Source organism: Huijunlia imazamoxiresistens (assembly GCF_037132455.1).
GTDB lineage: Bacteria > Bacteroidota > Bacteroidia > Chitinophagales > Chitinophagaceae > Flavisolibacter > Flavisolibacter imazamoxiresistens.
Genome location: NZ_JBBBEI010000003.1, coordinates 397,207 through 419,659, shown reverse-complemented (window position 1 = coordinate 419,659; position 22,453 = coordinate 397,207). Strand labels below are relative to the sequence as shown.

General features: G+C 54.6%; 16 protein-coding genes. 12 read left to right on the top strand and 4 right to left on the bottom strand.

Features of this window, described 5'->3' with window-relative positions:
- Positions 1–5: 5 nt before the first annotated feature.
- The 10 genes from V9K67_RS05530 to V9K67_RS05485 all read left to right on the top strand — a co-directional run bounded on the left by V9K67_RS05530 (position 6) and on the right by V9K67_RS05485 (position 10,598).
- Positions 6–1,064, top strand: a complete 1,059-nt coding sequence (locus V9K67_RS05530; RefSeq protein ID WP_336720649.1) for a glycosyltransferase family 4 protein — start codon at positions 6–8, stop codon at positions 1,062–1,064.
- A 12-nt stretch (positions 1,065–1,076) separates the two neighbouring features.
- Entirely contained in the window at positions 1,077–2,228 is a 1,152-nt protein-coding gene (locus tag V9K67_RS05525) for an XrtY-associated glycosyltransferase XYAG1 (protein ID WP_336720648.1), read from the top strand.
- Between the two features lie 77 nt (positions 2,229–2,305).
- Positions 2,306–3,178 (top strand): glycosyltransferase family 2 protein, encoded by an 873-nt coding sequence (locus V9K67_RS05520; RefSeq protein WP_336720647.1) that lies wholly within the window; start codon positions 2,306–2,308, stop codon positions 3,176–3,178.
- A 32-nt stretch (positions 3,179–3,210) separates the two neighbouring features.
- Complete coding sequence (locus V9K67_RS05515) at positions 3,211–3,756, top strand: WcaF family extracellular polysaccharide biosynthesis acetyltransferase (protein WP_336720646.1); 546 nt, start codon at positions 3,211–3,213, stop codon at positions 3,754–3,756.
- Positions 3,757–3,816: 60 nt separating this feature from the next.
- A complete protein-coding gene (locus V9K67_RS05510; RefSeq protein ID WP_336720645.1) occupies positions 3,817–4,716 on the top strand; it encodes a hypothetical protein in 900 nt (299 codons plus the stop codon).
- A gap of 45 nt (positions 4,717–4,761) precedes the next feature.
- Positions 4,762–5,691, top strand: coding sequence for an SGNH/GDSL hydrolase family protein (locus V9K67_RS05505; protein ID WP_336720644.1), 930 nt, complete (start codon positions 4,762–4,764; stop codon positions 5,689–5,691).
- Between the two features lie 283 nt (positions 5,692–5,974).
- Positions 5,975–7,585: a glycosyltransferase gene (locus tag V9K67_RS05500; protein WP_336720642.1), complete on the top strand. Its 1,611-nt coding sequence runs from the start codon at positions 5,975–5,977 to the stop codon at positions 7,583–7,585.
- Between the two features lie 10 nt (positions 7,586–7,595).
- A complete protein-coding gene (locus V9K67_RS05495) occupies positions 7,596–8,588 on the top strand; it encodes a polysaccharide deacetylase family protein (protein ID WP_336720641.1) in 993 nt (330 codons plus the stop codon).
- Positions 8,589–8,629: 41 nt separating this feature from the next.
- Complete coding sequence (locus V9K67_RS05490; protein WP_336720640.1) at positions 8,630–9,538, top strand: glycosyltransferase family 2 protein; 909 nt, start codon at positions 8,630–8,632, stop codon at positions 9,536–9,538.
- A gap of 49 nt (positions 9,539–9,587) precedes the next feature.
- Complete coding sequence (locus V9K67_RS05485; protein ID WP_336720639.1) at positions 9,588–10,598, top strand: glycosyltransferase family 2 protein; 1,011 nt, start codon at positions 9,588–9,590, stop codon at positions 10,596–10,598.
- Between the two features lie 127 nt (positions 10,599–10,725).
- Here the strand turns inward: V9K67_RS05485 and V9K67_RS05480 are convergent, their stop codons facing one another.
- On the bottom strand, positions 10,726–13,293 hold the full coding sequence (locus V9K67_RS05480) for a glycosyl hydrolase family 28-related protein (RefSeq protein ID WP_336720638.1): 2,568 nt from the start codon (positions 13,291–13,293) through the stop codon (positions 10,726–10,728).
- A gap of 668 nt (positions 13,294–13,961) precedes the next feature.
- Here V9K67_RS05480 and V9K67_RS05475 point away from each other — a divergent pair.
- Both V9K67_RS05475 and V9K67_RS05470 read left to right on the top strand, forming a co-directional pair.
- Complete coding sequence (locus tag V9K67_RS05475) at positions 13,962–15,686, top strand: sulfatase-like hydrolase/transferase (protein WP_336720637.1); 1,725 nt, start codon at positions 13,962–13,964, stop codon at positions 15,684–15,686.
- 78 nt (positions 15,687–15,764) lie between these two features.
- Entirely contained in the window at positions 15,765–17,144 is a 1,380-nt protein-coding gene (locus V9K67_RS05470) for a carbohydrate kinase (RefSeq protein ID WP_336720636.1), read from the top strand.
- 59 nt (positions 17,145–17,203) lie between these two features.
- On the opposite strand, the gene V9K67_RS05465 is transcribed toward V9K67_RS05470, so the two are convergent.
- From V9K67_RS05465 to V9K67_RS05455, 3 genes are all read right to left on the bottom strand, one after another.
- Complete coding sequence (locus V9K67_RS05465; RefSeq protein WP_336720635.1) at positions 17,204–18,712, bottom strand: T9SS type A sorting domain-containing protein; 1,509 nt, start codon at positions 18,710–18,712, stop codon at positions 17,204–17,206.
- Positions 18,713–19,102: 390 nt separating this feature from the next.
- Positions 19,103–21,277: an amylo-alpha-1,6-glucosidase gene (locus tag V9K67_RS05460; RefSeq protein WP_336720634.1), complete on the bottom strand. Its 2,175-nt coding sequence runs from the start codon at positions 21,275–21,277 to the stop codon at positions 19,103–19,105.
- Positions 21,278–21,299: 22 nt separating this feature from the next.
- Positions 21,300–22,346 (bottom strand): glycosyltransferase family 4 protein, encoded by a 1,047-nt coding sequence (locus V9K67_RS05455; protein WP_336720633.1) that lies wholly within the window; start codon positions 22,344–22,346, stop codon positions 21,300–21,302.
- Between the last annotated feature and the right edge of the window lie 107 nt (positions 22,347–22,453).

Sequence of the window (22,453 nt, the reverse complement as noted above, 5' to 3'; positions counted from 1 at the left end):
TTTTCATGAAAGAAAAGGCCACCTCTTCATTGGTTAAAGCGAAGCCTGCCGGCCGGAAGGGCGAGCGAAAGCCCGGCCCGGAAGTCGTGCTGGTTTTTCGCAAACCCTTACCTTCCACGCACAGTATCGAATACTTGTTTCATAACATTTATGAGGTCCTGCGGGAAAGATCGGCCGTCCGTGAATGGGAACTTCCCTGTTTCAGTACCGGTTTGCTGAACCGGGTACGAAACCTTTTCAGCCTGTTTCGGTTTCGCAACAAGATTATTCATATTACCGGCGATTGTTATTATGCCGTCCTGGGCGCCTGGTTTTGCAAGCGCATCCTGACGGTGCACGACCTGAGTTTCCTGGACCGCACCACCGGCTGGCGCAGGGCCGTCCTCCGGCTTTTCTGGGTGCGTTTGCCGGTCCGGTTTGCGCACAAGGTCACCGTGGTATCCCTGGCCACCCAAAACGTCCTGTTGCGGGAAACAAAGGCATTGCCCCGGAAGGTCCGGGTCATTACCAACTTTATCGATCCCGTTTATCAACCGGTAACAAGAACCTTTAATGCCCGGTGCCCGCGCATCCTGCAGGTGGGGACGGCTTTCAATAAGAACATTCCTTTGCTGGCCAAAGCCCTGGAAGGCATGGACTGCACGCTGATGATCATCGGCCGCTTATCGCGGCAGCAGGAGGAAGCCCTGCTCACTTGCGGTATCCGGTACCAAAACCGGTGCTCCCTTCCCTTAAGCGAATTGCACCGGGAATACCTGGCGGCCGACCTGCTGGCTTTTGTTTCTACCGTTGAAGGATTTGGCATGCCCATACTGGAAGCCCAGGCTACGGGGTTGCCGGTGGTGACCAGCAATTGCTCTTCCATGCCCGAGGTGGCCGGCAAGGGCGCGCTGTTCGTCGACCCCTTTGACCCGGCCAGCATCCGCCGGGGCTTTTTGGAAATAATAGCGGACGGGCAAAAGCGCGAACAACTGGTTTGCGAAGGTTTGCTGAATGTACAGCGGTTTTCCAAACAAAAGATTGCGGAGGATTACCGCGCCCTTTACCAAAGTTTCTTCACCTGACACCCTGTATATATGAAGATCCTGTTCGTCACTCCCTCCTATAAGCCGGCCTATATTTATGGCGGGCCCACCATTTCGGTCAGCCAACTGGCGGAAGCCCTGGTCGGCATTGGTTATTCGGTGACCGTTTATACCACCACGGCCAACGGAACAGCGGAGCTGGACGTGCCGGTGGCGGCGCCCACAGGGATCAATGGCGTAGCCGTCCACTACTTTAAACGGGTAACCGGCGATCCTACCCATATTTCCCCGGCTTTATGGCGCCAGCTCTGGAAGACGCACCACCAGTATGATATTATTCATTTGCAGTCCTGGTGGAACTTGTTGATCCTGGGTTCGGCCTTACTCTGTAAGTGGAGCGGCCGCAAGTATATTGTTTCTCCCCGGGGCATGCTCGGGGCTTATTCCTTTCAACATCAGCACGGCTTTCCCAAAAAGGTGCTGCACGCTGTACTGGGGAAAAGGTTGCTGAAGAGCAGTGTGTTGCACGCTACGACCCGCCTGGAGTGGAACGACTGTATGCAGGTATATGACCGGTGGCAGGGCTTTATCGAGCATAACCTGGTTCCTCTTCCCCCGGCGCAGGACGAACCGGTGCCCCCGGGGGAGCCCGCGGAGTTTACCATTGGTTTTTTGTCCCGGGTGGATCCTAAAAAAGGGATGGAGCTGTTGCTCCGGGCGCTGGCAACTGTTTCCTTTCCCTACCGGTTGTGCATTGCGGGTACGGGTACCCCAACGTATATGGATTCCCTGAAAGCCCTGGCCGCCGAACTGGAAATTTCCGACCGGATTGAATGGTGCGGTTGGAAGGCCGGGGCGGAAAAGCTCCGGTTTTTGAAGCGCATCAGTCTTTTTGCCTTGCCCTCCTATAATGAAAACTTTGCCATAGCCGTGACGGAGGCGTTAGCCATGGGTACGCCTGTGCTGGTCAGTGAAAATGTAGGGCTGGCCGATTATGTACTGGAAAAGGGCCTGGGGTGGGTGTGCCGGTCGGACGTAAACTCCATAGCCTGTAAGCTGACGGAAATATTCCACAGCAGGGAGGAGCGGCTCCGTGTGCGACAGATCGCCCCGCGGAGGATCACGGAAGACTTTAACAAGGAACGCCTGGCCGCCCGCTATGCAACGGCCTATCATCACCTGCTGACGGGTCCGCCCGGTTAATCAGTTGCTCCCGGGCCTTTGGAATATCCCTGGCAATGGTTTCGAAACCTTATTCTTCCCTTATAGAATTTTATGCAATGGTTTATCAGCCTTTATCGGTAATCATTCTTACCTGTAATGAAAGTAAGAACATCCGGGACTGCCTGGAAAGCGTAAAGGACCTTACGGACGACATCATCATCGTGGATTCCGGGTCCACGGACGATACGCTGGAAATTGCCGCGCAGTACACCCAAAAGCTTTACCATCATCCTTTTGAAAACTATTCAAGGCAGCGGAACTGGGCTTTTGCCCATGTCGATTGTAAGTACGAGTGGATCTTCAATATGGATGCGGACCACCGCCTGACCGTTGAAATAAAAACAGAGCTGGCCGCGTTATTTCAAAAAGGCGTTCCCGCCGATATCCGGGGATTCATGGCTTCCCGCCGCACCATGTTTATGAACCGGTGGATCCGGCACGGAGGACACTACCCGGTTTACCACGGCGTTATTTTCAAAAAAGGATACGGGGCCTGCGAAGAAAAGGAGTATGACCAGCATTTTCTTATCAAGGGCAAAAGCATGGTGCTGCAGGGAGATGTGGAGGACATCATTACCGACTCGCTGAACACCTTTATCAGCCGGCACAACAAGTGGGCTACGCTGGAGTCGAGGGATATCCTGGACAAGGGAAAGCAGGAGGGTAAGATAAAACCCTGCAAAAACGGCAACCTGATGGAGCAGCGCCGCTACCAGCGGATGCGTTATTACAGTTACCCCAGGTTTTGGCGGGTGTTTCTCTACTTTTTTTACCGGTTCGTTATCAAGGGCGGTTTCCGCGATGGCAAAGAAGGATTGATCTTCCATTTTCTCCAGGGATTCTGGTTCCGCTTCCTGGTGGATGCTAAATTGTATGAACTGGAAACCTCGGCCAAAGCCGCAAAGAAGCAGGTGGGCGTACTTCCGTAAATTTTCCAATTACTTATAACGGTCACTTACATATGAAAACAGATCTTTCCCTTTATAATAATTCCTGGTATAAGCCGGGCTCTTCCCTGAAAATACGGCTGTGGATGGTCGCCAGCTTTTTGTTTTTCAACCACGGCCTGGCGGTGGTCAACCCCCTCAAAATTGCCTTGCTGCGTTTGTTCGGCGCCCGGGTCGGCAGGGGCGTATTGATCAAGCCTTCGGTTTCCATCAAGTACCCCTGGCTGCTGTCCATTGGCGACCATTGCTGGATCGGCGAGCGTGTTTGGATCGACAACCTGGCCGAGGTGCGCATTGGCGACCATGTGTGTATCTCCCAGGGCGCCATGCTGCTGGCCGGGAATCACAATTATTCCCTGAAGACCTTTGACCTGGTGGTACAGCCCATTGTCCTGGAAGACGGCGTATGGATAGGGGCGCGGTCGGTGGTGTGCCCGGGAGTGTACTGCGAGAGTCATTCGGTCCTGGCGGTACAATCCGTAGCGACCAAAAGAATGCGGGCGTTTGCCGTTTACCAGGGCAACCCTGCCTTGCCTGTAAAGGAACGGGTTGTGGGCTAGGCCTGGAAATGAATTCAACCCAACACAAACAGAATTGTTTCACCTGATTAAATCTGCTTTATGAGGACATTCGTTTACATTTCCTTACCGCTGCTGTTTTTGTCGTGCTCGGATTCCGAAAATAAAAGGAACGGCAGCAACTGGATGCTGTCGGAGCAAACCATTTATACCAACACCCTGACAAAGGAAGGATATCTCGATTCTTCTTTTGCCGTAAGGTACCGGTTCAATAAGGGAAATCTGACCGACAGTTCAAAAGGCCTAATTGTCCGGGGCTATGACAAAAACCACAGGCTGGTACGAACGGAGTTTTTCCTGCCCGGCAAAGAGGGGGTACGGCCCCGCAAGGCAAAGGGCAGCTCGGTGTTCACCTATGATGCCGGGGGCCAGCTGATCGCTTCCTCCAGTATGTTTTCAGGCGTTCTGGAAGAAAAAAGTGCTACGCAATATGATCCTTCCGGGCGCCAGGTACAACTGACCAATATTTTCCGGGTATCGGAGGAGGCGCCGGAGTTTCAAAACGCGGTTTTCCGGGAAAGCTCCGGGCGGAAAGCGGCGTATGATTCCGTGCAGGTTACCTTTGAATACGACAAGGAAAACAAAGTCAGCAAGGTCGTCACCACCGATATGAGGGGCAAGCTGCTGCGTACGGATTTCAACCTGTATAGCGGCAGCGAGGCGTTTGCCTCGTACAGCATCACACCTAAAGGCGATACGGTGCAAAAGATCCGCTATCTGAAAGAAGGGGTGGTGGATAAAATGGTCATTACCGCCGGTTCTACCGTGGTCACCCGGTGGACCTCCAACGACTGGTTGTTGGGGATGGTCCAGGAAGATAACCGGACCCATAAAAAAAGGAAATTGGTCAATAAATACGATGAAACCGGGAAGCTGGTGGAGCAAAAGGTCTATTTATGGGAAAGCCCTCTTCCGGGCAATGGCGAAAAGCCCCGTACCTAAAACAGCGCCTGCTTTTCCGAAAAATAAATGAAAATAGTAAACGCGATGAAAAAGCTGGTCATTACAACGGCCCTCCTGGTAGTGTGTATCCTGGGCATTGAGCTGTTTTTGCGGCAATATTATGGCTTTTGCGACGCTGTTCTTTTAAGGGCCGATCCGGACTACGAATATATTTCCCTGCCCCACCAGGCCCGTTTTCGATTGGGGAACCATATATGCTATAACTCCGTATCCATGAGAAGCGCGGAGGTGGATAGCTCGGCCTTCATCATTTTGGGATTTGGCGATTCTGTCATCAATGGCGGTGGCTATACGGACCAGGATTCCCTGGCCACCTCCATTTTAACCTCCCGGTTAACCGAACGCTATCACAAAAAGGTCCAGTTTTTAAATATCTCGGCCGGCAGTTGGGGCCCGGACAATTGTTATGCTTATTTAAAGAAACATGGAGACTTCCACGCCAAATGCATTTTCTTATTTGTGAGTTCGCATGATGCTTACGATAATATGGACTTTGAGAAAATTATTGATGTCCAGGACGGCTTCTCCAGTAAGCAGTATCCATCGGCAATATTTGAGTTGGTGAACCGGTACCTGGTTCCTCATGTAAGGGGACTGATGAAAAAGTCATCGCCCGGTGAGCAACAATTAGGCATCAACAAAAAAAAGGCGAACAGCCTGTTTAATGCGGGGTTCCCGTCTTTTCTCTCTTATACCCGGGAAAAAGGCATTCCGCTGGTGATCTATCTTCATGCGGATGCGGCCGAACGCAAGAAAGGCTTCTATAATGAGCAGGGCCAGGAGATCATCAGCTTTGCCAGGAGGAATAACGTAGAGCTGATCATGGATGTGGACAATGATCTCAAGCCTGCTGACTACCGCGATTATATCCATTTCAATGCAAGCGGCCAGCATAAGATGGCAATGACTGTGTTCGCCTATACAACCGGTCTTTTTGAAAAGTATAAATGGTGAATGCCTGAAAAATGCAATGCCGAAAATTCGTGATTTCAGGACAGGGCGCTTATATTTGTTTTATAGATTTTTTGATACCTGTGGTGTTGTGATTGGTATCCTGTTTTAAGGCCAGTTCAACCTGAAATGCACTTTTTTTACGCCTCAATAGCGGTCTCTCTTTTCAGTTATTCCCGTTCCCCCACCTTTTCCCTGTTTACTTGTTTCAGCCTTATGTCCGGCCCTGTTTCCCGCTTTCCTTGAAAAGGATCGCGCCTACTAAACCTTATAATACCACTTGCTTATGCAGAATCCAAAACCAAATAAGCCGCCCCTTGTATCTGTTATTATCACCTGTTATAATCATGGCCGTTACCTTAGTACGGCCATTGAAAGTGTGCGCTCGCAAACATATACGCACCATGAAATAGTCGTGGTGGACGATGGATCCGGGGACAATACCCGCGAGGTGGCGCAACGTTATAAGGAGGTGGTTTACGTTTACCAGGAAAACAGGGGCCTGTCCGCTGCCCGCAATACCGGAGTGGCCAGCAGTAAAGGAACGTATCTTGTTTTCCTGGATGCGGATGACACCTTGTGTCCCGATAACCTGCAGATCAATGTGGGCGTTCATAGCCGCCATCCCGAAGCGGCCTTCGTATCCGGGGCCTTCCGGAAGGTGGACCCGGAGGGCACCGTCCTGGATGACGGCTTCATGGAAGTACAAAAGGATCATTATGCCACCTTATTGCAGTGTAACTATATTGGTATGCACGCCGCGGTCATGTATCAAAGGTGGGTATTTACCCATTTTCACTACGATGAAACCCTGAAAGCCTGCGAAGATTACGATTTGTACCTGCACGTAGCCAGGAGGTTCCCGGTCATCCATCATACCGAATGTATCGCCAATTACTTGATCCATAACAACAATATGTCGGGAAACATTTCCCTGATGCTTCACTGCGCTTTGCTGGTTTTAAAGCGACAGAAAAAAGCATTAAAGAATGCCCATGAGCGATATTGCCTGGGCAGGGGAGAGCAGCGGGCGCGTACCTATTACGGCAATATTTTGCGGGAAAAGCTCCGGAACAAACCCGTATCCTACCTGGTAGCAAATGCTGCCGAGCTGAGGCTATTGCTTCAGCTGGACCCCAATTTTTGTACCCGGATGATGGCCCGGAAACTCGTACCCCGGGGGTTCAAGAGGATGATCCGGAAGGTTTATCCCGCCAGGCGGAACGTGCCCGGAACCGGAAGGGTAAACCTTGGTGATTTCAACCGTACCACTCCTTTCAGCCAACAATTCGGATATGACCGCGGAGGGCCTTTGGACCGGTATTATATTGAGGACTTCCTGAAAAAGAAGCAATCCTGGATCCGGGGCAGGGTGCTGGAGATCGGTGATAATGCCTATACCCTGCAATTCGGGGGCTCCCGCGTACAGCGAAGTGACATCTTTCATGTAGACGACAATAACAAGCAGGCTACTTTTACGGGTGACCTGAGCAACGCTCCGCATTTGCCGGATAATGCATTTGACTGCATTGTGCTTACCCAAACGCTTCAGATGATTTATGATTATGCAGGCGCTATTCAAACCTGCTACCGCATCCTCAAGCCGGGAGGCGTACTCCTGCTCACCGTGCCGGGAATCAGCCAGGTCGATCAGGACAATTGGGGGGAGTACTGGATGTGGTCCTTTACAACGACCTCCATGAAACGCATTTTGTCCGCATCGTTTTCGCCGGAACTGTCCGAAGTTCGATCCTTTGGAAATGTGCAGGTAGCCTCGGCTTTCCTGTACGGCCTGGGGCAGCCGGAAATTTCCCGGGAAGTTTTGGACGTCAACGATGCCCAGTACCAGGTAATCATTGCCGCTGCTGCTGTAAAACCGGTGCACCATGCCCAATAACTGGACACGTATGCTGAAGAACCTTTTTACCCGGCGCGCCCTGGTGCTGATGTACCACCGCGTTGCCGATTTGCCGGCCGACCCCTGGGAACTGGCCGTGAGCCCGGAAAACTTTGCCCAACAACTGGAGCTGCTGCAGCAAAAATATAACGTGGTGCCGGTGAACCGGCTGGTGGCCCAGCTCCGGAACCAGTCGGTTGCTTCCAAAACAGTTTGCCTCACCTTTGACGACGGCTACAGTGACAATTCCCGCCTGGCCAGGCCCTTGCTGGAAAAATACAACTGCCCCGCCACCTTTTTCATTGCTACGGGTTACGTAGACCGGCAGGCGGAATTCTGGTGGGACGAGCTGGAGGGAGTGATCCTGCACTCCGTGCAGCTGCCCGGTACCCTTCAGCTGCAGATCGGCAACGAGTGGTTTGTCTATAACCTGGACAGCGACTGCCGGTTGACGGAAGAACAACAGCGGCAGCAGCAGCGGTGGCGCGCTTACCTGCCGCCGCCCACCAGGCGTTGCGCCCTGTACCTGGAGCTCTGGAGGCGTTTGCAGCCATTACCCGCCGCGGCCATTGAAGAAGGCCTGCGGCAGCTACAGGCATGGGCCGGAACGCCCGCTCCGCCCCGCAGGGAAAACTTCCCCCTGGCCGGCCACCAACTGGGGGAACTGGCCGGCCATCCCCTGTTCGAGATCGGCCTGCATACCCAAACCCATCCTTCCCTGTCCCGTCATTCCGCGGACATCCAGCAGGGAGAAATTGCCGGCTGCAGCCGGTTTTTGAAGGAACGGTATGGAAAGACCTGCACCACCTTTTCCTATCCCTACGGTAATTTTAACGGCGACACCCTGGCCATCGCCCGGCAGCAAAAGCTGGAAGCCGTCTTTACGACGCACGCGCAAACGGTCACCAACCGGGCCCATCCTTACCGGCTGGGCCGCTTCCAGGTAAAAAACTGGAACGGGGCTGAGTTTGAACGGCAACTGCGCCGTTGGGCACAGGCCTGATCCTTCCCTGACTCATTTCGAAAAACCCACCTCGTCTTCTTATGGAACCGAAGTTCGCACCCCTTGTCTCGGTGATCATTCCTTTCCTGAACGTGGCGCCTTACCTGCAGGAAACGGTGGACAGCGTACTGCAGCAAACCTACCTCCACTGGGAAATCATCCTGGTGGATGACGGGTCCACCGATGGCAGCACCGCTATTGCACAAGCGTATGCCCGGCAGCTACCCGGCAAAATTGTATACGCCGAACACCCCGGACATGTGAACAAGGGAGCGCCCACGAGCCGGAACCTGGGCATTTCCCTTGCCCGGGGCGAGTGGATCGCCCTGCTCGATTCGGACGATGTGTGGTTGCCGGATAAGCTGCTGATGCAGGTAAACCTGTTACAGGCGAATCCCCGGGTGGAAGTGCTCCTCGAGGCCACGCGGTATTGGTTGAGCTGGTGCGATCCCGGGGCGGTGGATTTTGATGCGTTCGTAGGGGTGCCGGCCGAACGCTTTTACCATCCGCCGGAATTGATGCTGCAACTGTACCCCCTGGGGCCCGGATCGGCTCCCTGCATGTGCGGATTCATCATGAAGACCTCCGCGCTGCGTGCTATGGGCGGTTTTGATGAAACCTTTACGGGCAAAAACCAATTGTTCGAAGACCAGGCCTTCATGTATAAGATCTACCTGTCCCGGCAAGTATACGTCTCTTCGCTGTGCAACAATATTTACCGGCAGCGCAGCAATTCCCTCATGCATTCCCTGATCAGCGAAGGCTATTACCTGCAGGGCGAATATTTTTTCCTGAAATGGCTCCCGGGCTACATGCGCCGGATGGGGGTAAGCCACCCCGCTATTGAAAGGCGGGTCCGGGAAAAGATGTTGTTGAACCGCTACCGCTACCTGGTGCGCGGCCTGCGGCGGCGCCTCCGGAAAGTAAAGGAATTGGTGGGGCTGGCATAACCCGGTCCACCCACCTGCAGGCAGAATCTATTCGTTAAAACCATCCCATATGAATACGCCTTGTGTAACGGTGCTGATGCCGGTTTATAATGCCGAAAAATACCTGGCGGAGGCTATCGACAGCATCTTGCAACAAACCTTTACGGATTTCGAATTCCTCATCCTGGACGACGGCTCCACCGACGGCAGCGTCCGTATCATCCGTTCCTACAGCGATTCCCGGATCCGCCTGCTGCAGAATGAAACGAATGCAGGGATCACCGCTACGCTCAACAAAGGGATTGAACGGGCAAAAGCGCCTCTCATCGCCCGCATGGACGCTGATGATATCAGCTATCCCGCCCGGCTGCAGCGGCAGTACGATTTTTTCCGGGCCCATCCCCATTGCGGCCTGCTTTCTGCCGGCGCCCGGACCGTCACCAGCAGCAAGGAAAGCGTAGGCATGGACAGGATAGAGGCGGCAGGCCTTTACTATCACCTGAACTTTCAGTGCCTCATCCACCATCCTACGGTCATGTACCCGCGCCAGGTAGTGCTGGAGGCCGGAGGATATGCCACTCCCTGGGCCGAAGATTACGACCTGTGGTGGCGCATTGCCCGGAAATACCCCATCCATCACCTTCCCGAAGTGCTGCTGGACTACCGGTTAACCGATGAAAGCCTGTGCAAGGTGACCCGGAAGCAGGAATATGAAGCGGCCCATAACGAACAGGTATTGCGGAACATCCGGTACTATACTGGCAAGGATTTTCAGCTGACGCCGAACGAGGTGGCATGCCTCGGTCACCAGTTTGAGTCCCTGCTCGGGGAGAATAAGCTGAATTCACGGATCAGGTGCCTGCGAAAACTGGCATACATCAACCGTTGCATCCTGGAAAAGGAAAATGTCAATGCCGATCCGGCAGCCATAACACAAGCCGCTTCCTTCAAGCTACAGCATATGATCAGCCGCTTGCGCACGGGATTGTCGCCGGTCGCCCTTTCCCTGCTGTATTTGCGTACCGGTTATTGGTGGCAATGGTTGCACCACAAGCTTACGGATCACCGGATGCATGCCTAAGCCTGTAATGGCGTTTATTCCTGCCAAAAACGGCATCCTGTTCGCCGTTTGTCCGGAGCCCCAAAGGGGGGGCGCCACCGCCGGCTTACAGGATGCCGTTCCCCGTAGGATGATGAGGGAGTCGGACTTATTCTTTTGATATCTGGGTTGCCAGGGAATGTTTGCCCCGGACAGACAAAAGCGTATAGCTTCCCTTGGCAAGTCCCTGCACATTCAGTTTTATAAAGTTGCTGCCCGGATTCAGCCGGGTTTCCAGCTTTTTCACCAGGGACCCTTTGCTGTCATACAGCGATAAGTGAAGCGGCTCTTCTTTTTCCGCAGTGATGGTTACGGTCATGATATCCTTTACAGGGTTGGGATAAACGTTTTCAAAGGTAGTGCTGGAGCCCTGGTAGCTTTCCGAAAGGCCGGGGTTACTTGCCTGTGTGATCGCCGGAACTTTTACGCTCACCAATTCCATTCCGGTTGCCGAATTGGTAGACATGACCCGATACACGCGGGCATCCGTCGTCTGTTCCGGTAAGGGGGTGAGCACCTGGGCATGGGTGGAACGTAATAACGCCAGCATGTTCGTGAACCTGGATTCGCTGGGCGGCCTTCGGTCCGGTAACTGGTAGCTGCCCGACCAGGAGATGGTGGTATTGGGGTCGCGGGAGCGGACGTTAAAACTCCGGATATCAGCAGCCGGCGAGGTGAGATCCCTGATAAAATTCGCCCTGTGGGTGAGGTTGCCCACCGACAATACCCTGGAATAGGTGCCATTACCGTTCACTTCAATTTCATTGGTGAACTGGGAGGTTACAAAGACGGCATCGCCATTGAGTTGGGTCACCAGCATCTGGGGCACGGGCATCGTCTTGGGGGTCGCTATGCGGCTTCCTTCCACGGTAAACCTGGCTCTGCCGGCAACACGTACATACTGCCCGCTTTTATTGCTCTCGTACCACACGTCCCTGACCAGGAGGGTGCCGCCGGCTGTTACTTCATGACTCAGGATGTTGTCCGACTCCGCACCGCCGAAAAGGATGGTCTTTCCCGCCCTGTCTTTGCCCTGTGCCGAATAGACGCCTCCGACAACGCCTACGGAGGTTCCCGTACTTTTGGCAAAGCCGCAGTTCTCCGCCAGAACGAGGGCGTCGTCCAGGCCGTTGACCAGTATATTTCTCTGGTTATTGCGCGAATTGAATTGCTGCAGGTAGATCCTTGCCCCGGTCTGGTCCACCTGCGACAGCAGGATATTTACGTTGGTCCGGTTGCCGTAAATGGAAAAGTCGCGCAGGGTGGCTTTCGTGCGGCCGGCCAGCTGGAGCACGGGGCCCGCCGCCGTACCGTTCCATCTCAGCCAGGTAGGCCGGATATCGCCGTAGCCGTCGCCCACCAGTTGCACATCGCTGCCGGCGGGGATGATCAGGGTGGAGGTGATCGAATAAGATCCATGCGGCAAATGCACTACCGGCCTGCTGCCCCTGTAATTGTCCGCATTGTTGATCGCCGTCTGGATGGCTGCGGAGCCGGAATTCCGGGCGACTTCAAAGATCCTGCGGCGCAGGTTCGGAGGGGTACCCGGAAGCCTGGGTTCGGTAAGCCGGGCCAGGCTGTCCCTGGGTACGCTGGGCGGGTCATAAGCAAGCGCGCGTACGTTCGGGACCCGGTAACGGTTGCTGACCGTGAAGGTGTTTCCCATCGCAAACAGGTCGCTGCTGGGGGATATGTTGAAATTGACCACCGGAAGCGCAAATCCCACCCTGGAACGGATCGTGTTGTCGAGCAGGAGCACGGGTCCCTGGTTGCGGATCTCGATCGGGGAAACGGTGCCCACCGGATCGAGAATGGTATTGCCCTGGATGGTGACGCAGGCAGGATTGCCGGTCAGCCCGGTCCGGAAAAAGGCATTGGAATTTATGGACGTATTGTCGCGGAAGGAAAACTCGCCGGTATTGGTGATTTTTATATCGCTGTCTTTTGAATTCCGGAACAGGCTGCGATATACTCTAAAGGCGCCTGCGCCATAAACGTTGGTCACCCCGATGGTACAATCCTGGAAAACGCAGTACCATACCCAGATATCCAGCGCGTTGAAATTTCCCAGGCTGATGCCGGCCACCGTATTGCGGATAAAGCGGCAGCGGAGGATGGCGACTTCCGCGAAGCCGTAACCCTTATGGCCGCCCCGGATGCCCGTGCCCACGTCGGTAAAAAAGTCATCGGCATATTCATTGCCGGTATCGAAATAAGGTTTTAAGTTGTCGTACGACTGGTCTACCGCTACAGCGGCAATCCCGCTGCCATTCCAGGTAATCCGGTTAAAGCGCGAATAGGCCGTGCCGTTTAACTCCAGCATCGTGCCACCCCTTGCCCCCGCCCAAACAATTCGGGTGGTGGCCGGATCCTGGCCGATAACGCTGATGTTTATTTTGTTATTTATGCGTAAGGTGCCCGTGATGCGATAGGTGCCGGCAGGAAGGTACACCACGCTGGAGGTGCTGGTGGAATTCCCAATGGCATTGAACGCTGCCTGGATAGCAGCCGTTTCATCGGCTTTGCCGTCTCCTACCGCTCCATATGCTTTTACGTTTAACCAGCTGGGAAAGGGGCCTATAAACTCATCGTCAAGTGCGGGGTGCGTATAAACCGTCTGGCTGAAGGAAAATAACGCCGATAAGGTGCACCATAAGATAACAACTAAGCTTTTCATCAGTAAGTTTTTAACAGGTTAACAAATAGAACTGATAAAACACTCCGGCAGGTGGCTTAGGTGTTGCTCGGTGAATCAGCAATGGTAATAGGGGCGGGATACGGAGCGGCCCGTACTGTTGATTTCAAAATCCATTGCTGCACTGAGCTTATTTTCGGAGGAAACGAATAACGATCCATTGAATGGTCGGGTATAACGCCCGGGAGGAATACCTCATCCATCAACTTATTGAGCTACAATTTATAAAAATTTTTTTGAATATTCATGATGAAGATGAAAGAAAACAAACCAGGAAGAGCCCGCTAAAGCCCTGGAAAAAATACGTCCGTATCCGGAATTTTTGAAGGGGTACGGGGGCAGCAATCCGGTCGGGTTTCGGTTGGGTATTGACCATGAACGAATAAGGATTTCTTCATCTTTTTTAATGAAAAGCGCAGCAATAAGCAAAATTCTTTTATTATATTCACAATAGAACATTGATGGCAGCGAACTCTTAACGAGTATGAATATGCGCCCTACGGGGCTGCAGGGGATAAGCGCCCTGTTTGTGCACCTGACCGCTTCCACTGCTTTTTAATCCCTGCGGCATCCTTTTGTGCAATCGCTTCTCCCCGGTATTTCAGTTGACGCAAAGGTCAGACTTAACCAAAACCGATAAACTTTTACTTATGCGAACTGCCTTATTTAATTTTTCTGTTCCTCCGGAAAAGACAAACTTAATTGCCAAAACAGTTCTCCTTTGTTTTCTGGTTTACTATCCCGCACTGTTCTCCTTGTTTTATACAGCCATTATCAGCCCTCCTGCAGGCGGGGTCATTTCATGGGTTACTTTTAATGAGCTGGTGACTGTTTTTCTAACCCTTTCCATTCTTTTGTTAATCAGTACACTTTTGCGTATTCACTGGCTGCATCGATTTTACTTAATCGGGATGATGACAGGGGTTTATTTAAAGGCATTGCTGGAAACCTCCTACTTTTATATGTATCACCATACTATATCCTCCTCCACCATCTATATCCTGCTGGAAACCAATTTTTCGGAAGCAAGGGATTATTTTTCCATGTACTTCGATGGTCCCCTCCTGGTTATCTGGCTGGTGCTGCTGATGCCCCTTCTGCTGGCGGTTTTTTTGCTGACCCGGGGTTTCCCCCGAAAGCGATCCCCGTTCAACCTGGCTTCCCTCCTGAAAAATCATAAGGTCCTTCCTTACCTGGTATCGGTTTCCCTGATCGTCCTGTTCAGTGCCATTTGTATCTATACGGAATCCTACCGCAGGGATGTATTGTACGTTGCCTACCAGTCTTTTAAAGCGTACAAAAAGGAAGCTTTATCCTTTCAGTTGCTGGGTAAAGACAAGTTCGGGGGTAAGTTTACCAATGTTTCTTCAGATGATCAGCAGGAGGAACTTTATGTCCTGATCATTGGCGAATCCACTTGCCGGCACCATATGAGCCTCTACAACTATTATAGAAACACCAATCCCCTGCTTCAATCCAGAAGGAATGAACTGACAGTTTATAATGATGTCATTAGTCCGCATGCCCATACCATTCCCTCCTTACAAAAGGTGCTTACGTTGGCCAATTACGAGCACCCCGAAAGGTCGAAGGACGGCTCACTCCTTCAATTGATGAATAAAGCAGGATTTACCACCTACTGGATCTCCAACCAGGCCCCTATTGGAATGTATGAGACGTTGGTTACTACTATAGCAAAGGCGGCCCATACCAGCTATTTTATAAATACCGGGGATTTTAGTTTCAATGCAACGGTTGATGAAAGCTTGCTGGTACCCTATGACGAAAAATTGCTGGTCCCCTTAACGCAGGTATTATCACAAAAGGCAAAGAAAAAGTTCATTGCCCTTCATCTCATGGGCACGCATGGGGTTTATCTTTATCGCTATCCTGCTGCATTTGACCGGTTTCACACCGAGCCAAATACCCCTTTTCAGCATGAAACGGCGTTTAAGGCAATCAACGAATATGATAATGCTGTTCTTTATAATGATTTTGTTGTTAATAAGGTAATCGATCTTATTAAAAAGGAAGATAAGAAGTCCTGGGTTATCTATCTGTCCGATCATGGAGAGGATGCTTATGAAACCTCAAACGCGGCGGATCACGAAGAAGGTAAAGGAACCAAGCCCATGTATGACATTCCGTTCTTCATTTGGTTATCCCCCAAATACCAGCAGGCGGATGCGCATCACCAGTATGACGTAAACCGGAAGTATATGTCCGATGACCTGATCTATACCATAGCGGATCTGAGTAACGTCCGCTTTACGGAGTTTGACGCTGCACGAAGCCTGGTGCATCCTAACTTTGTGGAGCGGAAGCGGCTTATCGGCAAGGGCGAGGAATACGATAAAAAGTTTTCCGGCAACTGATTCCTTATTGCTCACCGGATCAAATGTATTTTTATGGGGAGGGAAGTGATCGCCGTATTCGATTTGGTACGAATTGACATGCAGTTTTTGCTCCTGGACCGGGAATACCAGGTGGTCTATTCCCGGGCCTTCCCGGGGGCGAAAACGGTGGATGACGACGGTGATGCCTGTGACGACCTGCCGGCGCTGACCACCTGGATCCGGAACACCTTTGATGAAGCCGCGCACGATCCTTCCTTTGACATCCGGGCCATCAACTGCACCACCTACGGGGGCAGCCTGGTGCATATCGATGGCTCCGGGGCGCCCGTGCTGCCCCTGTATCACTATTTAAAGCAGTTGCCCCCCGACCTGGTGGAGCGGTTGGCGGTCCCGCTGGGCGGCAGGGATACACTGGCCCGCGAAACGGCTTCGCCGCTCCTGGGCATGCTCAATGCGGGCCTGCAGCTGTACTGGTTAAAGCACTACAAGCCCCGGTCCTTTGAAAAGATCCGGCGCTCCCTGCACTTACCCCAGTATGTCAGCTACCTGTTCACCGGCCGGCGGTTTTCGGATATTACCAGTATCGGCTGCCATACCTACCTGTGGAACTTTAAAGAACACCAATACCACCGCTGGGTGACGCAGGAGGGGATCAATGCCCTGCTGGCGCCCATTGCCCCTACCAATTCCTTTATCCGGCTGACTTCCGGCAACCGCATGGTGGCCGGCGTGGGCATCCACGACAGTTCCGCCGCCCTGGTGCCCTACCTGCTGAACGTGGAAAAGCCCTTTATCCTGCTGTCCACCGGCACCTGGACCGTTGCGTTCAATGCCTTCAGCCGGGAGCTGCTGACCCTGGACGAGCTGCAGCAGGACTGTTTGTATTACCTGAACTTTTTGGGCAAGCCGGTAAAAGCCTGCCGCCTGTTTTTGGGCAATGAGCACGATTACCAGGTGAAAATCCTGGCCACCCATTTTCAAAAGGAAATAACCTGTTGCCGGCAGGTGCAATTCGATAAAGGGATCCTTCAAAAGCTGTTGCAGGAGCGGGATCCCCGCAAACGCTTTGTTCCGGAGACCATGGATATCTCCGGCATCCGGCCCCAGCCCTGGAAGCGGCAGGTGAACCTGCACCTGTTCGAAAGCTTTGAAGAGGCCTACCACCAGCTGACCCTGGACCTGGTGGCGGTGCAGGCCCTTTCCCTGGCCCTCGTGATGGGCAAGACGCCGGTAGAGACCCTCTATGTTTCGGGCAGCTTTTGCGACAACCCCCTGTTTGCCAAATTGATCGCCTGCCGCTATCCCCATTTGAAAGTATACACCTCCGAGATCAGCAGGGCCTCCGCCCTGGGAGCGGCTGCCGTGGTGCACCTGCACTGGAATGGCGACCGGCCGTTCCCCGGCATCGGCAAGGTGAGGCTCCATGAGCCGGAAGCCGGCCTGGATACAAGTGCGTATGAACCGCTGAATGCGTGAGGAAATAAAAAAGGCGGCATCGAATGCCGCCTTTTCCGTTATAGCCGTCGCCGGCTGTTTTATTGCTTTACCATTTTAAAGAGGGCTGTCTGGCTGCCGGCTGTCACCTGTACCACGAACACGCCCGGCTGCCAGCCTGTGGCGGCAAGGGATACCTGGTTGCTGCCTGCGGTTAAGGATACCTGTTGCTGCAGCACCCTTCTTCCCAAAAAGTCGGTAACGGTGATCAGGGCCGTTGCGGCTTTTTCCACCCGGATGCTTAACTGTACGGACTGGCCGAAGGGGTTGGGGTAGGAGGAAGCCAGGATGCCTGTAGCGGCGATGCGGACGCTCCGGACATCGGAGTAGCGGAAGCTGTTGTCCTTGTCCACCATTTTCAGGCGGTAATAGCTGGTGCCGGCAACGGGGTCGTTGTCCACGGCCGCGTAATCGGTTTGAACGGCTCCTTCACCCCGGGCCGCTTGGGAGCTGATGGTGGTGAAGTCGCGCCGGTCGGTGCTGCGCTGCACTTCGAAGCGGTCTACGTTTTCTTCTTCGGCGGTTAGCCAGCTCAGTTGCACCTGGTTGTTGGTGGCGGTGGCGCCAAAGCGCAGCAGGTTCAGCGGTAAGGTGATCAGGCTGGGTTTCGGATTGACCGTCATCTGCACGGCGGCAGTCTCCGAGATGGCGGCGGAGCAGCTGCTGGTCACTGCGCACTCGATCCGGTCGTTGTTGATCAGGGTGTCGGGCGTATAAGCGGCGGTGGTGGCTTCCGTAACCCCGTTTCTTTTCCACAGGTAGGCAGGAGTGGCGCCTAAATTGGCGGTCTGGGCGGTGAAGGTCACCTTCGTGCCCTCGGTTATGGTGGTGCCCGGGTTGGCCGTGATTTTCACGCCGGCGGCGATGCCTGCCTGGGGGTCGAAGATGTATGCCCGGTTATTGCCCGGCCATACCGCGCCGCCGCTGCCCCCGGTGGGGTTGTACAGGACGGAATGATCCAGTGCATTCACGCTGGCAATATCGGTTTTGCCGGCAGTGATGCCGATGCCCGAGTATTTATTGACGTCGTAGTTATTGGCGCCATAAACGAATTCGATCCGGTTGGAGCCTTCAAACAGCCAGGCCTGGAAGGTCAGCGCGTGGGTATTGGCGGCATCTCCGAAATAGCTGACGATGTTCCATTCCACCACCAGCATCTGCTGGTCGTCGGCGCCGGTGAGCACTTTATAGCGGATGCTGCCGTTGCCCGATTTCAGGTCGGCAAAATAAGGGGCCAGCACCGGGTCGGTGAAGGAGCTTAAGGAACCGGTCGTCAGGGAGGGAACCAGGGAGCCCAGGCCGATGACGCCGTTGGGGCTCACGGAAAACTGGTCGTAAACCTTGCCGGCATAGGTGAAGTTGAACGGAAGCGACAGCAGGGGGGAGGTCTCGTCATCCGCCGGACTGGAGAATACCGGGGTGGCGCCGGTGCTCATGTCCACGAGGTTGACGCCGCTGGCGGTAAAATACGAATAACAAGTGGCCTTCTGGGCCCGGGCCAGCAGGAAATTGCTGAAAATGATCAGGACAAAGAGGTAAAATTTTTTCATATATGCTCTGGTTAACTTTTTTAAGTAGGGCAATAGGATTCCCGGTCCTTTTTCCGGCATGTTGTTTCATTCCGGTAAAGGACAAATGCACCAAAAACACCGTGGTTGAGTGAATGTGTATTTCAGGACCTCCACGCCATGGCAAATACGCATAGTTCGGTCCCGCACCATAAATGATGAAAGACCAGGTTCATCCGGCAATAATGGAAAATTTGGATTGGTTTTTTTGCGGATCAGAGGAAACGGAGCAAGGCTCGTGTTTGGAACTTATGGCAGCAATTCGTATTCACTTACTGTAGACGTGAACGGGCGCAAATGTAATGCAAAACGTATAAGTGCCCGTAGGCTTTTTCTTTATTTTTTTCTCCTTTATTACCTAGGTGTTTGGTATTATTTGTAGATCACCACCTTCCAGCAGGGGTCTTCCTTTTCCAGCACGTTGATGCCTACATCGTTTTTATAACGGTTCAATTCAATTTCCACGCGGGTATCGCCGATAGGTAGATTTTTGATGGAGATCGTATCAAGGAAGGGCGGCATGATGGGCTGGCGGAAATAGATCTCTTTTTTGGTGGCGTCGATCTCCAGCTGCAGGCAGGCTTTCAGCAGCAGGTACACCGCCGCCACCGACCAGGCCTGGGGCGAGCAGGCCACCGGGTAGGCGGTAGGGCCTTCGCCGGGGCGTTGCTCAAAGCCGCAGAACAGTTCGGGCAGGCGCTGCAGGTCAAGGAACAGCGAGGCCTGGAACAACCCCTGGACCAGTTGCAGGGCCTCCTGCTGGTAGCCGTATTTGGACAGGCCGTAGGCGATCAGGGCGGTGTCGTGGGGCCAGACCGAGCCGTTGTGGTACGACATGGGATTGTAGCGCACCGAGTTGCGCCCCAGGGTGCGGATGCCCCAGCCGGAAAACAGTTCTTCGTTCAGCAGGGTGCGCGCCAGCCGGCCGGCATACTGCTCGTCCACGATACCGGTAAACAGGCACTGCCCGGCGTTGGAGGAGCTGACCCGGCAGGGCCGTTTGTGGCCGTCCAGCGCCAGCACGAAGGTCTCCAGGTCCTCGTCCCAGAACGCCTGGTTGAAGGCCGTTTTGAGGGCGGCGGCTTCCCGCCTCAGCCGCTGTTCCAGCTCCCCTTCGCCCAGGGCGGCCGCCAGCCGGGCGGCGCTGTTCTTGGCGTCGTACACATAGGCCTGCACCTCGCATAAGGCAATGGGGGGCACCGCCAGGTTGCCGTTGTCGTGCGAAACCGAATCCACCGAGTCCTTCCAGCCCTGGTTGGTCAGGCCGTTGGCGGCTTTGTGGTGGTATTCCACAAAGCCGTCGCCGTCGGCATCGCCATAGGTATCGATCCACTGCAGTGCGGCCAGGATATGGGGCCAGAGCGTCTGTATGGTGTCGCGGTCGGCGGTGCGTTCGTAATAGGCCCAGGCCAGCATCACGAAGAGGGGGGTGGCGTCCACGGTGCCGTAATAAAGCGAAAAAGGAACTTCGCCGGTGCCGGCCATTTCGCCGCGGCGGGTTTCGTGGAGGATTTTTCCGGGCTCGGCGTCGCGGTAGGGCTCTTCCTTCGTGGCCTGGGTGCGGGCCAGGAAGCGCAGCACGTCGCGGGCAAAGACCGGGGCGGCCCAGAGGGTTTCAAAGGCGGTGATGATGCCGTCGCGGCCGAAGGCGGTATTGTACCAGGGCACGCCGGCGTAGAAATAGTTGCCGTGGGGGGTGGCCGCCGTCAGCGATACCAGGTCGGCCCGGGAGCGCTGCAGCCAGCCGTTGAACTGCTCGTTGGAGGTGGTGATGTCGGCGATGCGTTCATTGAGCTGCCGCAATTCGGGCGTGAAGCGGTTGAAGGCCTCGGTGAAGGACAGGGGCAGGCCCACGGGCTTTTCGCGGATAAAGTCAAAGGAAATGTCGATCAGGAACACGTATCCCAGCTTGATGCGGTACACCACCTCGTTGCCGGAATAGGCGGTGGGGTGGGGTGAAAAGCGGATCTCGGTCAGGCGGTCCACCCGGTCGAGGCCCGTGTAGCCCAGGGTCAGGATATGGTCCTGCTCAAACCGGGGTTCGTGCAGCCGGCCGCGTTGCGGGCGGGTCATGCCCCGCACCTCGAAGATGTCCCTAAAATCGTTGTCAAGGGTGAAGGACAGCTCGATGTCGCGCAGTTCGGTGCCGTGGTTCACCACCTTGATCTTTTCGTAGCAGCGGCCCTGCAGCACGAACTTGCTGCGGAAGATATAGATCTCGTCCTTGGGGATGATGATGTCGCCCCCCTCCCGCAGGTCGGGGTTGGTGAGGTCGGCGCTGAGGATCTCGTTTTCTTCCTTGAGGGTAGAGCTGAGGAGCAGCGGCCGCTGGCCGTTGATGCGCAGCTCGTAGGCCGACAGGTAGCGGGTGTCCTCGAAGTACAGGCCCTGCACCTGCAGGCCGATGGGCTGGATGTCGCCCCAGCGGTCGAAGATGCCGAAGGTGTCGGCATGGTTCAGGATGCGGACGCGGTCGTCGGCATAGGACGATTCGGCGGCAATATAGTAGCGGCCTTCGATTTTTACGATGCGTTCCTGCTGTGCCATAGGTTCCTTGCGGATAAAAGGTTTACAATTGGTGCATCACCTGGCGGTACACGGCCAGGTAGTCCTCCGTCATGCGGCGGGCGGTAAAGCGTTTTTCGAACTGCCCGCGGCAGTCCTGGCGGCGGATCCGGTGCAGCCGGCCCACGGCCTGCACCGCTGCAGCCGTGTCGTGGACCACGAAGCCGGAAAGGCCGTCGTCGATCACTTCGGGTACCGATCCCCGTTTGAAGGCGATCACCGGCGTGCCGCAGGCCAGCGACTCGATCATCACCAGCCCGAAGGGTTCGGGCCAGTCGATGGGAAAGAGCACGCAGAGGGCGTTGCCGATAAATTCGTTTTTCTGCTCCTCGCTGATCTCGCCCAAAAAATCGAGCAGGGGGTGGTCGAGCAGGGGGGCGATCTCTTTTTCGAAATAGGACCGTTCCTTTTTGTCGATCTTGGCGTCGAGGTCGATCTTGGCGGCGATCTTCAGGGGCAGGCCGGTTTGCTTGGCGATCTCGATGGCCTTGTCGATGCCCTTGTCTTTGGAGATGCGGCCCAGGAAGGCCAGGTAGTGGCCCTGGCGGGGGTAGTAGGCGTAGAGCTCGGGGGGCAGGCCGTGGTAGATGGTGGCGGCCCAGCGGGCGAAGGGCAGGGGCCGTTTCTGGTCGTCGGAAATGGCCACCACCGGCATGTCGGCATACAGGCGGTAGAGCACCTGCAGCTCGGGCAGGTCGAGCCGGCCGTGCAGGGTGGTGAGCTGGGGATGGCGGTTGATGCGGGAGAGGGGGAAGTGCCCGTAGTCGGTATGGTAGTGGACGATGTCGAACTCGTGCAGCCGGTCCTGCACCATCTGCAGCTGCCCGATGTGGGGGGCCAGCATATCGGTGCAGTAGGTGCATAGCCTGAGCGATTCGGTACAGCCCGGCACCAGGCGGGCAGCGGTCACCGAGTCGCCGGAAGCAAACAGGGTCACCTCGTGGCCCACCCGCACCAGCTCTTCGGTCAGGTAGGAGACGATCCGTTCGGTGCCGCCGTAAAACCGGGGCGGCACCCGTTCGTAGAGGGGGGCAACCTGGGCTATTCTCATGAGCTCCGCTTTTAACAACCGGGCAATAAAAAAAGGCCGTCTCCCCAGAGCCGGCCTTTTCGTATTATCTCCAAAAGTTATTCCTTTCTTCGGTCATTCCCTTGGGC

Excerpts from the sequence above, each read along its gene's own strand:
- V9K67_RS05530 (WP_336720649.1), top strand. The coding sequence starts at position 6 with ATGAAAGAAAAGGCCACCTCTTCATTGGTTAAAGCGAAGCCTGCCGGC.
- V9K67_RS05525 (WP_336720648.1), top strand. The coding sequence starts at position 1,077 with ATGAAGATCCTGTTCGTCACTCCCTCCTATAAGCCGGCCTATATTTAT.
- V9K67_RS05520 (WP_336720647.1), top strand. The coding sequence starts at position 2,306 with ATGGTTTATCAGCCTTTATCGGTAATCATTCTTACCTGTAATGAAAGT.
- V9K67_RS05515 (WP_336720646.1), top strand. The coding sequence starts at position 3,211 with ATGAAAACAGATCTTTCCCTTTATAATAATTCCTGGTATAAGCCGGGC.
- V9K67_RS05510 (WP_336720645.1), top strand. The coding sequence starts at position 3,817 with ATGAGGACATTCGTTTACATTTCCTTACCGCTGCTGTTTTTGTCGTGC.
- V9K67_RS05505 (WP_336720644.1), top strand. The coding sequence starts at position 4,762 with ATGAAAAAGCTGGTCATTACAACGGCCCTCCTGGTAGTGTGTATCCTG.
- V9K67_RS05500 (WP_336720642.1), top strand. The coding sequence starts at position 5,975 with ATGCAGAATCCAAAACCAAATAAGCCGCCCCTTGTATCTGTTATTATC.
- V9K67_RS05495 (WP_336720641.1), top strand. The coding sequence starts at position 7,596 with ATGCTGAAGAACCTTTTTACCCGGCGCGCCCTGGTGCTGATGTACCAC.
- V9K67_RS05490 (WP_336720640.1), top strand. The coding sequence starts at position 8,630 with ATGGAACCGAAGTTCGCACCCCTTGTCTCGGTGATCATTCCTTTCCTG.
- V9K67_RS05485 (WP_336720639.1), top strand. The coding sequence starts at position 9,588 with ATGAATACGCCTTGTGTAACGGTGCTGATGCCGGTTTATAATGCCGAA.
- V9K67_RS05480 (WP_336720638.1), bottom strand. The coding sequence starts at position 13,293 with ATGAAAAGCTTAGTTGTTATCTTATGGTGCACCTTATCGGCGTTATTT.
- V9K67_RS05475 (WP_336720637.1), top strand. The coding sequence starts at position 13,962 with ATGCGAACTGCCTTATTTAATTTTTCTGTTCCTCCGGAAAAGACAAAC.
- V9K67_RS05470 (WP_336720636.1), top strand. The coding sequence starts at position 15,765 with ATGCAGTTTTTGCTCCTGGACCGGGAATACCAGGTGGTCTATTCCCGG.
- V9K67_RS05465 (WP_336720635.1), bottom strand. The coding sequence starts at position 18,712 with ATGAAAAAATTTTACCTCTTTGTCCTGATCATTTTCAGCAATTTCCTG.
- V9K67_RS05460 (WP_336720634.1), bottom strand. The coding sequence starts at position 21,277 with ATGGCACAGCAGGAACGCATCGTAAAAATCGAAGGCCGCTACTATATT.
- V9K67_RS05455 (WP_336720633.1), bottom strand. The coding sequence starts at position 22,346 with ATGAGAATAGCCCAGGTTGCCCCCCTCTACGAACGGGTGCCGCCCCGG.